Annotated in this window: 13 protein-coding genes; 3 read left to right on the top strand and 10 right to left on the bottom strand. The window is 72.2% G+C overall.

The genetic code is table 11. The features are described from left to right. Positions 1-43 precede the first annotated feature (43 nt). From AB0F11_RS20905 to AB0F11_RS20930, 6 genes are all read right to left on the bottom strand, one after another. Positions 44-955 carry a hypothetical protein gene (locus AB0F11_RS20905; RefSeq protein WP_362175713.1) on the bottom strand — a complete coding sequence of 304 codons (912 nt, stop codon included), beginning with the start codon at positions 953-955 and terminating at the stop codon, positions 44-46. Positions 956-1,035: 80 nt separating this feature from the next. Next, entirely contained in the window at positions 1,036-2,127 is a 1,092-nt protein-coding gene (locus AB0F11_RS20910) for a Rossmann fold nucleotide-binding protein (RefSeq protein WP_362175716.1), read from the bottom strand. A 26-nt stretch (positions 2,128-2,153) separates the two neighbouring features. Then, entirely contained in the window at positions 2,154-3,233 is a 1,080-nt protein-coding gene (locus AB0F11_RS20915) for a hypothetical protein (protein WP_362175718.1), read from the bottom strand. After that, entirely contained in the window at positions 3,215-4,012 is a 798-nt protein-coding gene (locus AB0F11_RS20920; RefSeq protein ID WP_362175720.1) for an ATP-binding cassette domain-containing protein, read from the bottom strand. The genes AB0F11_RS20915 and AB0F11_RS20920 overlap by 19 nt, the downstream gene beginning before the upstream one ends. 206 nt (positions 4,013-4,218) lie before the next feature. Further along, complete coding sequence (locus tag AB0F11_RS20925) at positions 4,219-5,580, bottom strand: aspartate aminotransferase family protein (RefSeq protein WP_362175723.1); 1,362 nt, start codon at positions 5,578-5,580, stop codon at positions 4,219-4,221. Between the two features lie 3 nt (positions 5,581-5,583). Continuing rightward, positions 5,584-6,087 carry an Lrp/AsnC family transcriptional regulator gene (locus AB0F11_RS20930; RefSeq protein WP_362175726.1) on the bottom strand — a complete coding sequence of 168 codons (504 nt, stop codon included), beginning with the start codon at positions 6,085-6,087 and terminating at the stop codon, positions 5,584-5,586. Between the two features lie 169 nt (positions 6,088-6,256). Between AB0F11_RS20930 and AB0F11_RS20935 the strand changes: the two genes are divergently transcribed. Together AB0F11_RS20935 and AB0F11_RS20940 are read left to right on the top strand one after the other, a co-directional pair. Continuing rightward, complete coding sequence (locus AB0F11_RS20935; protein ID WP_362175728.1) at positions 6,257-7,696, top strand: gamma-aminobutyraldehyde dehydrogenase; 1,440 nt, start codon at positions 6,257-6,259, stop codon at positions 7,694-7,696. Positions 7,697-7,801: 105 nt separating this feature from the next. Next, on the top strand, positions 7,802-8,980 hold the full coding sequence (locus tag AB0F11_RS20940; RefSeq protein WP_362175731.1) for a spermidine/putrescine ABC transporter substrate-binding protein: 1,179 nt from the start codon (positions 7,802-7,804) through the stop codon (positions 8,978-8,980). Positions 8,981-8,983: 3 nt separating this feature from the next. Here the strand turns inward: AB0F11_RS20940 and AB0F11_RS20945 are convergent, their stop codons facing one another. Both AB0F11_RS20945 and AB0F11_RS20950 read right to left on the bottom strand, forming a co-directional pair. Further along, positions 8,984-9,673 (bottom strand): glycerophosphodiester phosphodiesterase, encoded by a 690-nt coding sequence (locus AB0F11_RS20945; RefSeq protein ID WP_362175733.1) that lies wholly within the window; start codon positions 9,671-9,673, stop codon positions 8,984-8,986. Positions 9,674-9,694: 21 nt separating this feature from the next. Then, positions 9,695-10,720, bottom strand: a complete 1,026-nt coding sequence (locus AB0F11_RS20950) for an adenosine deaminase (RefSeq protein WP_362175734.1) — start codon at positions 10,718-10,720, stop codon at positions 9,695-9,697. Positions 10,721-10,830: 110 nt separating this feature from the next. Between AB0F11_RS20950 and AB0F11_RS20955 the strand changes: the two genes are divergently transcribed. Then, positions 10,831-11,511: a DUF4190 domain-containing protein gene (locus tag AB0F11_RS20955; protein ID WP_362175737.1), complete on the top strand. Its 681-nt coding sequence runs from the start codon at positions 10,831-10,833 to the stop codon at positions 11,509-11,511. A 95-nt stretch (positions 11,512-11,606) separates the two neighbouring features. Here AB0F11_RS20955 and AB0F11_RS20960 read toward each other — a convergent pair whose 3' ends face one another. Both AB0F11_RS20960 and AB0F11_RS20965 read right to left on the bottom strand, forming a co-directional pair. Next, on the bottom strand, positions 11,607-13,196 hold the full coding sequence (locus AB0F11_RS20960; RefSeq protein ID WP_362175740.1) for a TROVE domain-containing protein: 1,590 nt from the start codon (positions 13,194-13,196) through the stop codon (positions 11,607-11,609). Between the two features lie 466 nt (positions 13,197-13,662). Beyond that, the gene (locus AB0F11_RS20965; RefSeq protein WP_362175743.1) at positions 13,663-14,211 is read right to left on the bottom strand and encodes an NADAR family protein; all 549 of its coding nucleotides are present in this window, start codon (positions 14,209-14,211) and stop codon (positions 13,663-13,665) included.

The raw sequence follows: 14,211 nt of genomic DNA on the forward strand, positions 1-14,211 counted from the left end.
CCGCCGCCCGCGTCGGCCGTCCGGCAGCGGGGTCCGTGAGCGCCTAGCGGACCCCGGCCGGCTCCGGCTCCGCGGCCTCGGCGGGGTCCTGCGCCCCGTCGTGGTTGCCGTACCAGGCGACGGCCACCGCGCCGGCCACCGCGAGGACGAAGCCCAGCACGGCCAGCCAGGCCAGCCCCGGCCGCGACGCATCGCCCAGCCAGAGCACTCCGATCGCGCCGGGCAGGACGGTCTCGCCGACCACCAGCGCGGCCGTGGCGCCGTTGACGGAGCCGATCTGGAGGGCGACGGTGTGCAGGTACATGCCGCCGACGCCGGCCAGCACGATGGCGTACAGGGCGGGGTCGCCGAGCAGCGAGGCGATGTCGAACGGGTCGATGCCGTTCAGGATCCGCACGCCGACGCCGAGCGCGCCGAAGGCCAGGCCCGACAGCAGACCCGCGAGGATCGCCGCCCGCGCGCCCAGCAGCCGTACCGCGACCGTGCCGCCGACGATGATCAGCAGGGTCACGCCGAACAGCCACCAGTGCGTGGACATCGGGGCGTGGTGGGCGCCCTCGTGCCCGGCGGCCGTGGCCAGCAGCACCAGCGCCGCGCACACCACGCCGATGGAGATCCACTCCTTGCGGGTGAGCCGGATGCCGAGCATCCGCACGCTGAGCACCGCCGTGATCACCAGGTTGGCGCTGATGACCGTCTGGGAGAGGAAGAGGGGCAGCAGCCGGGCGGCGAGCGCGCCCAGGCCGAAGCCTGCGAAGTCGAGGATGGTGCCGAGGATGAACTCCCACGTCATCGCCGCCTTGGCGGTGGACGACAGGTTGGGGCCGCCGTGTGCGGTCACCCCGGCCTCGGCGGGGGTCGTACGGGCCGCGCGGCGCGAGCCGACGGCTTGCAGGACGGATCCCGTGCCGTAGCAGATGGACGCCGCTATCGCGGTCAGCAGGCCTATGAGCACCGAGCGCTCCGTTCACGTCTGGCAGGTTTTGCGGTACCTCTGCCAGACGTGAGAACGGCCCCCGAAGTTGCCTCGTACCGTCAGCCCATTGCGGCGAGCGCCGCCGGGACCTCCTCCACCGAGTCCACCAGTGCGATGCGCGACTCCATGGCCCGGCCGCGGGCCAGGGCCTGCAGCAGCGGCCACACGGGCAGGTGCTCGGTCCAGTGCGTGCGCCCGACCAGCACCATCGGCGTCGGCTCGCCGCGCGATGCGTAGTGGTTCGGGGTCGCGTTGTCGAAGACCTCCTGTACGGTGCCCGCCGCGCCCGGCAGGAACACCACGCCCGCATCGGACCGGGACAACAGCCCGTCCTCGCGGGTGGCGTTCGCGAAGTACTTGGCGATGTGGCTTGCGAAGGCGTTCGGCGGCTCGTGCCCGTAGAACCAGGTCGGGATGCCCACCGAGTCGCCGCCGTCGGGCCAGCGGTCCCGGACGGCGAACGCCGTCCGGGCCCAGTCGGACACCGAGGGCGTGAAGGACGGGGCCTTGGCCAGCATCTCCAGCGCCTCCGGCAGGGCGTCGTCGGGGGCCGGGGCCAGGTGGGCGCCGAGGTTGGCCGCCTCCATGGCTCCGGGACCGCCGCCGGTGGCCACGGTCAGCCCGGAGCGGGCCAGGGTCCGGGCCAGCTCGGCGGCGCCCCGGTAGCCGTCGGCGCCGCGGGCCAGTGCGTGGCCGCCCATGACACCGACCACGCGGGCGCCGGCGAGGTGTTCGTCGAGGGCGTCGGAGACGGCGTCGTCGTGGAGGGAGCGCAGCATCGAGGACAGGACGTCGCCGTCGGCCTTGGTCTGCTGGTACCAGGCGTAGGTCTCGGCGTCCCGGGTGGCCTCGTACCCGGCGGACAGTCCCTCGAAGAGCTCGTCGGCCGTGTACAGCAGGCCCCGGTAGGGGTTGAACGGCAGGTCCGGCACCGGCGGGAAGACCAGGGCGCCGTCCGCGCGGACCTTGACGGACGCGTCGGGCTCCATCGGGCAGCCGAGGAACACGGCGTGGGAGGTGTCGGCGGACAGCAGGGCGAAGGTGCGGTCCAGCAGGTTGACCGACTGGATGCGGTAGCCGCTGAGCGAGCCGCGGGAGACGACCCGGTCGAACTCGGCGAGCGTCTCGATCTCGATGTCTGCGTTGACCATTCGGCCCACCCTAAGCGCTGCGCGCGTCAGCGGGTCAGCACCAGCGACGTCAGCTGCGCCACACCCCAGCTGACCGGTACGCAGCCGGCGAGCAGCGCGGCGGCCCGCAGGCCGGCGGCCGTGCGCAGGACCGCGGCGGGGGCGCCGAGGTCGAGCAGGACCGTGCGGGCGGCGGTGCGGGCCTGGCGGACCTCCACGGCGGAGGCGAGCAGCGTGGCGGCGGCGCAGGCGCCGACCAGGGCGGCGGCCGGACCGGTCAGCGGGCCCAGCGGGCCGCCGGCGCCGAGGGCGCCCCCGCCGGGCAGGGCCAGGGCGGTCAGGGTGGCCGCACCCACCGCGCACAGCACTCCGAGGGGCCGGCCCAGCCGGGGCGCCTCTTCCTGCAGGGCCCGCCCGGCCAGCAGCCGCAGGGCGCCGGGGCGGACGGCCTGGACCAGGGCCCCGCAGGCGTGGGCGAGGCCCGGCCCGGCGAGGGCGAGCCCGGCGGCGGTCAGGGCCCAGCCGGCCGGGATCCCGGCGCCGCCGCGCCCGGCCCATGCCTGCACGGCGAGCCCGCAGGCGGTCAGGGCGATGCCCCAGGGCAGCCCGTTCTGCGGAGCGGGCGGGGTGTGCGGGCGCAGGGCGAGGGCCGTGGCGGCCGCGGCGCTCAGCGGGACCAGGGCCAGCAGGGTGAGGGCGGCGGCGAGGGGCAGCGGCCGGTCGGCGTGGAGGAGCCCGGCCCCGGCGCCGTCGAAGGGCAGCCCGGCGAGGTCGCCGCGCAGGTGGAGGAAGGCGGCCAGGGCCAGGGCGCTGCCCAGGGCCCCGCAGACGCCGGTGGAGACCGCGGCGACGAGCGCGAGCCGTACGGGTCCCAGCCCGACGGCGTCCATCCCGGCGCGGCTCCGGCTCGCGGGGTCGGTCCGGGCGACGGCGACGGCGAACTGCACCGCGGCGGCGAGCGGGACCAGGGCCCACAGCAGCCGCGGGAACGATCCGGCAGGCCGGGCGGCGGCTCCGGCCAGGACGAAGAGCAGCAGGAAGGCGGCGCCGGCGCAGGCGGCGGCGACCAGCAGCCGGCGCAGCTGCAGCAGCGGGCCGGAGCCGCGGGCTAGGCGGAGAGCGAGCACGCGGCCTGGTCCTCCGGGGTGTCGCCGGGACCGCCGGGCACGGTGCCGGCCGTCCCGGCGGGACGGCCGTCGAGGAGGGCGAAGCAGCGGTCGGCGACGGCCGCGGTGTCCTCCTCGTGGGTGGCCAGCAGCACGGTGATCCCGTGGGAGCGGGCCGCGGTGGTGAGGGTGCGCAGGAGCAGGGAGCGCTCGGTGCGGTGCAGCGGGGCGGTGGGCTCGTCGGCGAAGATCACCGCGGGCTCGTTGACCAGGGCGCGGGCGAGGGCGATGCGCTGGGCCTCGGCACGGGTGAGCCCGCGGGGGCGCTTGCGGGCGAGGCCGCCGATGTCGAGGCGGTCCAGCCAGGCGCGGGCGGCGTGTTTGGCGGTGCGGTGGGAGGCGCCCGAGAGGAGCAGGGGCAGGGCCGCGTTCTCCCACGCGGTCAGCTCGGGCAGCAGGGCCGGCTCGGGGCCGATCCAGCCGAACCGCTCGCGGCGCAGCTGCTCGCGGGCGGTGGTGCCCATGGTGTGGACGGGGACGCTGTTGAACCAGACCTCGCCCTGCTCGGGAACGAGCCGGCCTGCCAGGCATTTCAGCAGGGTGGTCTTGCCGCTGCCGCGCGGGCCGGTCACGGCGAGGATCTCGCCCTGGCGGACGCTGATCGAGACCCCGATGAGGCCGGGCGAGCCCCCCTGGGACTTCGTCCGGGCGGAATCCCAGTGGGAGTAGTGAACGGACCGTGCCCACAGGACGTCATTGTCCGGTGGGGCGTTGTCCGGTGGAGCCACCATGGCGTACACCTCCGTCCGGGGGAACGAAGCGGAGCCGCTTCGGTCACTGGCGCCCGCACTGAGATGTAAAGAGATGAACGTCCCGGACGGTGACAGCACACGGCCCGGACCTTCCCGTTCTCACTCGAACGGGGGTCCGGGCCGTGTCATCGGGCCTATGTGCAGCCGGGCCCGTGTAAAGCCGGGCCCCTGCGGGCCGGCCCTGCGGCTTCGTCCTACAGCTTGGTCCACGCCTCGGTGAGCACCGAGCGCAGGATGCCTTCGATCTCGTCGAAGGTGCCCTGGTCGGCGGTGAGCGGCGGGGCCAGCTGGATGACCGGGTCGCCGCGGTCGTCGGCCCGGCAGTACAGGCCGTTGTCGAAGAGCGCCTTGGACAGGAAGCCGTAGAGCACGCGCTCGGTCTCCTCGTCCGTGAAGGACTCCTTGGTGACCTTGTCCTTGACGAGCTCGATGCCGTAGAAGTAGCCGTTGCCGCGGACGTCGCCGACGATCGGCAGGTCGTGCAGCTTCTGCAGCGTCTTCAGGAAGGCGGACTCGTTGTCCAGCACGTGCTGGTTGAGGCCTTCCTTGTCGAAGATGTCGAGGTTGGCGATGGCCACCGCGGAGGACACGGGGTGGCCGCCGAAGGTGTAGCCGTGCAGGAAGGTGTTGGCGCCCTTGTAGAAGGGCTCGGCGACGCGGTCCGACACGATGCAGGCACCGATCGGGGAGTAGCCCGAGGTCATGCCCTTGGCACAGGTGATCATGTCCGGGATGTAGCCGAACTTGTCACAGGCGAACATCGTGCCGAGGCGGCCGAAGGCGCAGATGGTCTCGTCGGAGACGAGCAGCACGTCGTACTCGTCGCAGATCTCGCGGACCCGCTGGAAGTACCCGGGCGGCGGCGGGAAGCAGCCGCCGGCGTTCTGCACCGGCTCCAGGAAGACGGCGGCGACGGTGTCGGCGCCCTCGAAGAGGATCTGCTGCTCGATCTGGTCGGCGCACCAGCGGCCGAAGGCCTCGGGGTCGTCGCCGTGGATCGGGGCACGGTAGATGTTGGTGTTGGGCACCTTGTGCGCACCCGGGACCAGCGGCTCGAAGGGGGCCTTCAGGGCCGGCAGGCCGGTGATGGACAGCGCGCCCTGCGGGGTGCCGTGGTAGGCGACCGCGCGGGAGATCACCTTGTACTTGGTGGGCTTGCCCTGCAGCTTGTAGTACTGCTTGGCGAGCTTCCAGGCGGTTTCGACAGCCTCGCCGCCGCCCGTGGTGAAGAAGACCTTGTTCAGGTCGCCGGGCGCGTAGTCGGCGAGGCGCTCGGCGAGTTCCACGGCCTTGGGGTGCGCGTACGACCACACGGGGAAGAACGCGAGCTCCTGGGCCTGCTTGTAGGCGACCTCGGCGAGCTCCTTGCGGCCGTGACCGGCGTTGACCACGAACAGTCCGGCGAGACCGTCGAGGTAGCGCTTGCCCTTGTCGTCGAAGATGTACGTGCCCTCACCGCGGACGATGGTCGGCACGGGGGAGTTCTCGTACGACGACATGCGGGTGAAGTGCATCCACAGGTGGTCATACGCGGTTTTGGAGAGGTCTTGGCTCACGGGCTATCGAGTTCCCCACATGTAGGTCTGCTTCTTCAGCTTCAGGTAAACGAAGCTTTCGGTTGATCGCACGCCGGGGAGCGCGCGGATCCTCTTGTTGATCGTCTCCAGCAAGTGGTCGTCGTCCTCGCAGACGATCTCGACGATCAGGTCGAACGAGCCCGCGGTCATCACCACGTACTCGCACTCGGCCATCTGGGCCAGTGCTTCGGCCACCGGATCGACGTCGCCCTCGACGTTGATGCCGACCATGGCCTGGCGCCGAAGACCGACGGTGAGGGGGTCGGTGACGGCGACGATCTGCATGACGCCCTGGTCGAGCAGCTTCTGCACGCGCTGGCGCACGGCCGCCTCCGACAGGCCCACGGCCTTGCCGATGGCTGCGTAGGGACGGCGGCCGTCCTCCTGCAGTTGCTCGATGATCGCCAGGGACACAGCATCGACCGAAGGGGACGGTTGTCTGTTCCGGGAATCTGCGCTTCGACTGACCACGACCTCACTGTGCACGAGGAGTCGTCTGTTCCGCAAGACGGAATCGATGAAATCCGTTGTTTGGAGTCGCCGATCTTGCTGATTTCGTAGTTGGCGGCATGTGGCCCTGTCGAAAGCGTCCGCCGAGGGGCTAGGCTTGGGGCTCGTCTCAATCGTTGGACATGTGATCAGGAGTGTGGGTGTAGTGACCACCGAACTGCGTCGTCTGCGCAATTACATCGGCGGAGAGTTCAAGGACGCCGCCGACGGGCGGACCACCGAGGTGGTCAACCCCGCCACCGGCGAGGTGTACGCCACGGCCCCGCTCTCCGGCCAGGCCGATGTCGACGCGGCCATGGCCGCGGCCGCGGCCGCCTTCCCGGGCTGGCGCGACACCACGCCCTCCGAGCGCCAGAAGGCCCTGCTCAAGATCGCCGACGCCTTCGAGGCGCGGGCGGACGAGCTCGTGGCCGCCGAGTCGGAGAACACCGGCAAGCCGCTGGGCCTGACGGCCAGCGAGGAGCTGCCGCCGATGGTGGACCAGATCCGCTTCTTCGCGGGCGCGGCCCGCCTGCTCGAGGGCCGCTCGGCCGGCGAGTACATGGACGGGATGACCTCGATCATCCGCCGCGAGCCCGTGGGCGTCTGCGCCCAGGTCGCGCCGTGGAACTACCCGATGATGATGGCCGTGTGGAAGTTCGCCCCGGCCATCGCCGCGGGCAACACCGTGGTGCTCAAGCCCTCGGACACCACCCCGGCCTCCACCGTCCTGATGGCCGAGATCATCGACTCCATCCTGCCCAAGGGCGTCTTCAACGTCGTCTGCGGCGACCGCGAGACCGGCAAGGCCATGGTCGAGCACTCCACCCCGGCGATGGCCTCCATCACCGGCTCGGTGCGCGCCGGCATGCAGGTCGCCGAGAGCGCCTCGAAGGACGTCAAGCGCGTCCACCTGGAGCTCGGCGGCAAGGCCCCGGTCGTCGTCTTCGAGGACGCCGACATCGCCAAGGCCGTCGAGGACATCGCCGTCGCCGGCTACTTCAACGCCGGCCAGGACTGTACGGCCGCCACCCGCGTGCTCGTGCACCAGTCCATCCACGACGAGTTCGTCGCCGCGCTCGCCAAGGCCGCGGCCGACACCAAGACGGGTCAGCCGGACGACGAGGACGTGCTCTACGGCCCGCTGAACAACCCCAACCAGCTCAAGCAGGTCGCGGGCTTCATCGAGCGCCTCCCCGCCCACGCCAAGGTCGAGGCGGGCGGCCACCAGGTCGGCGAGAAGGGCTACTTCTACGCCCCCACCGTGGTCTCGGGCCTGAAGCAGGACGACGAGATCATCCAGAACGAGGTCTTCGGCCCCGTCATCACCGTCCAGTCCTTCGCCGACGAGGCCCAGGCCCTGGAGTACGCGAACGGCGTCGAGTACGCCCTCGCCTCCTCCGTGTGGACCAAGGACCACGCCCGTGCGATGCGCATGTCCAAGCACCTCGACTTCGGCTGCGTGTGGATCAACACCCACATCCCGCTCGTCGCCGAGATGCCCCACGGCGGCTTCAAGAAGTCCGGCTACGGCAAGGACCTCTCCGCCTACGGCTTCGAGGACTACACCCGCATCAAGCACGTGATGACCTCGCTCAACGCCTGACCTGCCGTCACGGCGGTCGCATCGATCACCGCAGGACCCTGAGGGGGCGGGCAGTGGACAATGTGTCTATTGCCCGCCCTCTTCGCGTTCCCCGAGGCTTTCCCCATGCCTGAACCCGCCTTCTCCCGCCGCGCGACGCTGCGCGGCCTCGGTGCCGCCGGACTGCTCGCGGCCCTCACCGGCTGCGGCGTGCCCGCCGCCTACGTGGCCGAGAACCGGCGGGGAGGCCCGGACCGCTCCGACCGCGAGCGGACCCTGACCTTCTCCAACTGGCCGCTCTACATCGACACCGACGACAACGACGAGGAGCGCCGCCCCACCCTGGAGGCCTTCACCGAGCGGACCGGCATCGAGGTCCGCTACAGCGAGGAGGTCAACGACAACGACGAGTTCTTCGGCAAGGTCAGCCCGGCCCTGATGAACCACCAGGACACCGGCCACGACATCGTGGTGGTCAGCGACTGGATGGCCGCCCGCTTCGTCCACCTGGGCTGGGCCCAGACGCTGGACCGCGCCCGGCAGCCCAACGTGGCCGCACACCTCGACCCGCAGCTGCGCGCCCCCGCCTTCGACCGGGGCCGGCTGCACACCGTCCCGTGGCAGTCGGGCATCACCGGAATCGCCTACAACCGCAAGGCGCTGGGCCGGGAGATCAAGTCCGTACGGGACCTGTGGCACCCGGGCCTGGCGGGCAAGGTCACCCTCTTCTCCGGCCTCGACGAGTCCTTTGCCCTGCTGATGCAGGGCAACGGCGTGGACGTCACCCGGTGGACCGAGTCCGACTTCCACCGCATGTGCGACCAGGTCGAGAGCATGGTGAAGAAGAGGCACATACGCCGCTTCACCGGCAACGACTACACCTCCGACCTCAGCAAGGGCGACGTCCTGGCCTGCCAGGCCTACTCGGGCGACGCCATCCAGCTCAAGGCCGACAACCCCGACATCGAGTTCGTCGTCCCCGAGGAGGGCGCCGAACTGTGGGCGGAGAGCATGCTCGTGCCCAACCTGGCCCGTCACAAGGCCAACGCCGAGGCGCTGATCGACCACTACTACGCGCCCGAGGTGGCCGCCGAGCTCGCCGCCGCCGTCAACTACGTCTGCCCCGTGCCGGCCGCACGCGAGGTGCTCGCCCGCTCGCAGGACAAGGAGACCGCCGCGCTGGCCGAGAACCCGCTGATCTTCCCCGACGAGCAGATGCGGGCCCGCCTGGCCGTGGCCCGCGACATCTCCTCGGCCGAACGCCGCTCCCTCGCCGCCCGCTGGAACGCCATCGTCGGACTCTGACCGTCACCGGCCGAGGTCGGCCCGTACCGCGGCCAAGGCGTCCAGGCGGTTGGTGGTGACGGCGTCCACCCCGGCCCGGACCACCCTGCGCATCGACCGCTTGGTGTCGGGGGTCCAGGCCGACACCAGCAGCCCGTCGCGGTGCAGGGCGTCCACCAGCTCCGGACCGACCAGCCCGAAGCGGTAGTTGAGCCAGGTCGGTGACACCGCGTCGATCAGCACCCGGCGCGGCGGCGACAGCGTCGTCCAGGTCAGCGCGATCTCCGCGTCCGGGTCGGCGGCCCGCACCTCCAGCATGGTGTTCGGGCCCGCGCAGTACGAAGTGCGGTCGCGGGCCCCGTACTCGCGGACCTGTCCGACGACCTTCCGCACCGCCTCGTACGTCGCGCCCGGCAGGTCGACCATCACCCGGCCCTCTCCGGCCGCCGCCAGCGCCTCGCGCAGCGTCGGGACGCCGCCGTCCGTCAACTCCCTCAGCTGCGGGGCCGTGACGGCGTCCAGCCGCACGTCATGGCCCCACAGCCGTTCGAGCGTCTCGTCGTGCAGGAGGACCGGCTCCCCGTCCCGGGTCAGCCGTACGTCGATCTCGACCGCGTCCGCCCCGCGTGCGAAGGCGGAGCGGATGGAGGACAGCGTGTTCTCACGGAAGCGGTAGGGATCGCCGCGGTGGCCGATGGCCGTCAGGGTGCGCATGGCACCCATTGTCGACGGGCTTTAGCGCGCCAGCCAGGCAGCGGTGTACGTGTCGATCTCCTCGGTGATCCGCGCCTTGCCCGCCGCGTCCAGGAAGGAGGCCTCGACCGCGTTCTTCGCCAGCGCCGCGAGCCCGTGCTCGTCGAGTTCGAGGAGCCGGGCGGCCACGGCGTACTCCTTGTTGAGGTCGGTGCCGAACATCGGCGGGTCGTCGCTGTTGATGGTGACGAGCACGCCGGCCTGCACCATCTCCTTGATGGGGTGCCGGTCGAGGTCGGTCACGGCGCGGGTGGCGATGTTGGAGGTCGGGCAGACCTCCAGGGCGATGCGGTGCTCGGCCAGGTACGCCAGCAGCTCCGGGTCCTGTGTGGAGCTGGTGCCGTGCCCGATGCGCTCGGCGCCGAGGTGGCGGATGGCGTCCCAGACGGTCTCCGGCCCGGTGGTCTCGCCGGCGTGCGGCACGCTGTGCAGGCCGACGGCCCGGGCGGCGTCGAAGTACGGCTTGAACTGCGGGCGCGGGACGCCGATCTCGGGGCCGCCGAGGCCGAAGGAGACCAGGCCCTCCGGGCGCAGGTCGACGGCCAGGCGGGCGGTCTCGGCCGCGGACTCCAGGCCGGCCTCGCCGGGGATGTCGAAGCACCAGCGCAGGATGACGCCGAGCTCGGACTCGGCGGCCTTGCGGGCGTCCTCGATGGCCTCCATGAAGGCCTTTTCGTCGATGCCGCGGCGGGTGGAGGAGTAGGGGGTGATGGTCAGTTCGGCGTAGCGGATGTTCTGCCGGGCCATGTCGCGGGCGACTTCGAAGGTCAGGGTGCGCACGTCGTCGGGGGTGCGCACCAGGTCCACCACGGACAGGTAGACGTCGATGAAGTGCGCGAAGTCCGTGAAGGTGAAGTAGTCGGCGAGCGCCTCGGGGTCGGTGGGGACCTTCGAGTCGGGGTGGCGCGCGGCGAGTTCGGCCACGATGCGCGGGGAGGCCGAGCCGACGTGGTGCACGTGGAGTTCCGCCTTGGGCAGCCCCGCGATGAAGGGGGTCAGGTCGGTCATGAGGTGCCTTTCGGAAGAACACGGGTGCGGACGGGACGGTCTTCATCGTAGGCAGGCCGGGGACTGTCCGCGGCAGCACATAGCATGACCGTACGAGAGGGGGGCGACGCATGACCGACCAGAGCCCCGAGCCGAGGGATCCGTGGGCGCCGCCGGAGCGGCCGGCGGGCGAGTTCGGCGGACCGCAGGGCGCGCAGGGGGTGCCGGGCCCGCCGTCCGTGCACGACCAGCCCACGATCGCGGGGATGCCGGGGGCCGACATACCCTCGGCGGCCGCGCCGCAGCCGTCGCCCGGGCCGCAGCCGGGGGCCGTCCCGCAGCAGCCTGCGCCCGCGCCGCTGCCACCCGCCTACGGGTACCCGGCCCAGCCGGGCCCGCCCGCGTACGCGTACCCCGCGCCGGCCCCGGTGCCGGCGCCCGCTCCGCCCGCGTACGGATACCCCGGCTACCCGGGCTACGGCGCCTACCCGTACGGGGCGCAGCCGCGCAACGGCTTCGGGGTCACCGCGCTCGTCCTCGGCATCATCGCCGTGGTCGGCTGCTTCACCAGCTTCCTCGCGGTCGCGCTCGGCATCGCGGCGGTCGTCTTCGGCGTCCTCGGCCGCGGCAAGGCCCGGCGCGGCGAGGCCACCAACGGCGGGATGGCGCTGGCCGGGATCATCCTGGGCGCGGTCGGCATCGTGCTGGGCGCCGCCCTCCTGGTGATCGGGGTCATCGGCATCCTCGACCGGGACGGCGACTTCCGCCACGACACCCCGCACTCGGACACGCGCATGCGCGAGCGGGTCTGACCGCAGGACGGCAAAACGGCGACGGCGCAGGGCCGGTCCGGGGGCATACCGCCCGGGACCGGCCCTGCGCCGCTTTCACGCCTCCGTACCTCCGGCTACGCCGCCCACGGCCAGTGGGCGTTGCTGCCGTCCTCGATCAGGGTCACCATCCGGAACGCCGCGTCGCCGAGCCCGCCGAAGGTGTGCCGGTTGCCGGAACCGGAGGGCGCGTGGCCCACCCGGTAGCCGGCCAGGTTCCAGGTGTAGACCGGAACCTCCTGCGGGACCAGGGCCGTCGGGTCGTACCCGTACCCGTACGAGGCCTGCTCGTCGGTGACGATCAGGACCCGGTCGTGGTCCTTGTAGTGCTTGCGGACCGCCTCCGCGGTGTAGGTGCCGCCGAGGTCCTTGAACCGCTCCAGCACCTTCAGGACCGACTCGCCCCGCGCGTAGGGGACCTGCTTGCTGTCCGTGCCGAACTGGACCAGGTCCGCCTCCTCGGCCCGCAGGGCCAGTGCCGTGCCGAAGACGGCCGCCGCGTCGGCCCGGTTGAGCTGCGAGCGGTCCGACAGCGGGGACCACATCGACCCGGAGCGGTCGACCAGGACCAGGGTGCGGCCCGGCAGGGCCGGCACGTTGGCCAGCGAGTGGCCGAGCGCCTGCTCCAGCGGGTACGCCCAGCGCAGCGACGGCGCGTGCTGGTAGGCGGCCAGGTAGCGTAACGGGAACTGCCGGGACCGGGCCACGGCCTCCGGGTCGCTGATCCTGGCTGCCACCTGCGCGGCCACGGCGTCCGAGACACCCGCCTGGTCGAAGTTGCGCAGGTTGCGCAGCAGCGCCATCGGGCCCATCGACGGGATGACGGCCTCCCAGGCGGCCGCGTCCATCGGCCCCTGCAGCCACCCGGCCAGCGCCTCCCAGGTCATGCCCGCGGCGGCCAGCCGCTCGGCGCCGTCCGGCGCGGTGACCTGCGCCCGGCGCTCCTCGACCGGCAGCGCCATGAGCTCCACGTGGGCGGCCAGGGTGCGGTTGCCGGCCGGGACCTCCGCCGTCTCCGGGTGGTGCCGGCGGTCGAGGGCGTAGCGGAACAGCTCGCCCTGCCAGGGCTTGGCCGGGTCGGGGGAGGCGTGCACGAGGTTGAGCACGTCGCCGAAGCGGAAGCCCTTGGAGGCGGTGTCGTACTTCAGCAGGGAGGTGCCGGAGTAGAGCCGGCGCACGGCGTCGGCGACGCCCCGCTTGACGGGCTTGGGCACGGCCCGCCCGTGCACGGCCGTCCAGTAGGCCAGCAGCTCGCCGGGCTCGTCGGCGCGCTGCAGGACCGAGTCGACGACCTGCCGGTTCGAGGGGCCCGCGGTGGCTCCGGCGTCGAGCCGGGCCTTGACGTACTCGGCGGCGCCGACGAGCGAGGCGGTGCGCATGTTGCCCTCGCCGCGCAGCCAGCCGAGCAGGCCGGCGGTCCACTCGGGGTCCTCGACGGCGAGCCTGCGCACGAGCGCGGCGAAGCGGTCGTCCCGGCCGCCGGGGGACTCGTACGCGGTGCGCTGGCCGACGAAGTTGGCCACGGCCAGCAGGAACAGCTCGGAGCGGGCGTCGCGCGCGAAGCCGGGGCTGCCGTGGTGGTTGCGGGCCCGCCGGCCGGTGGAGCGCACGGGCGAGGCGGGCGCGGACGGCGCGGCCGTGGAGCGGCGCACGTTGAAGCGGGCCATGATGAATCCCCCCGAATCCAGTAGAAACCTGCACAAAAGGGGGAGGCGTGACGTGCGGGATGCCCGAGATCGAAGTCGACAGACGGCACATATAGCCAGGCGAGCTTCCGAGCTGCTCCACCGGCCGTGGCCGGGCGGGATTCGAACCCGCGACCTCCTGGTCCCGAAGTAGCCGTCGCCTGCGCACCGGGCATCCCGCACGCGGCCTCCCGAGATCAAGGTGGCGGCGGCCTGGTTTCTCTGCAAAAGAAGGAGCCGCAGCCCGCGCACCGGGAGGTGCGTGACGTGGGTGTCCAGAGTTCGAGGCGGCGAAACCACGTGGTGCTCTGCCGACTGAGCTACACCGGCCCGAAGCCGGTGGCGGGACTCGAACCCGCGGCCTCCCCATTAAGAGTGGAAGTAGGTCTCGCCTGCGCACCTGGACGAGTCCCACGGTAGGCGGGGCGGCCCGGCCCCCGCCACGCATTTACGCCGCGCGCAACCGCTCGCGGGCCTCCATCAGGGCGAACCCCAGCAGGTTCAGGCCCCGCCAGCGGCCGGGGTCCAGGACCCGGTCGTCGTCGGGGGCCAGGCCCACCCCCCAGATGCGGTCCACGGGGCTCGCCTCCACCAGCACCCGCTCCCCGGTGCCCAGCAGGTACCCGCGCAGCTCCGGCGTCGAGCCGAACTTGTGCACGCTGCCCTCCACGACCAGGCCGAACCGCTCCCGCTCCCAGACGGCCTCGTCGAACCCGCGCACCAGCCGCCCGGCCTTCTTGGCCTCGGCGGGGGTCCGGGCCGCCAGGATCTTCCGCTCGGCCTCGGGGTCCCCGAACAGCCGGGCCTTGCCCGCCATCATCCAGTGCTCGGCGGTGTCGTAGCGCACCTCACTTACCGTGAAGGGAGAGGGCCACCACTGGCTCATGCAGCTCGGCCCGAGGGTCCCGTCCGGACGCGGCCGGTGCCCCCAGAAGGGCAGGAACTTCACGCGGTCACCACGGCTGACCTGCTCGATCAACTTGTCGATCTTCTCCAT

The organism is Streptomyces sp. NPDC032472, assembly GCF_040636955.1.
Taxonomy (GTDB): Bacteria; Actinomycetota; Actinomycetes; order Streptomycetales; family Streptomycetaceae; genus Streptomyces.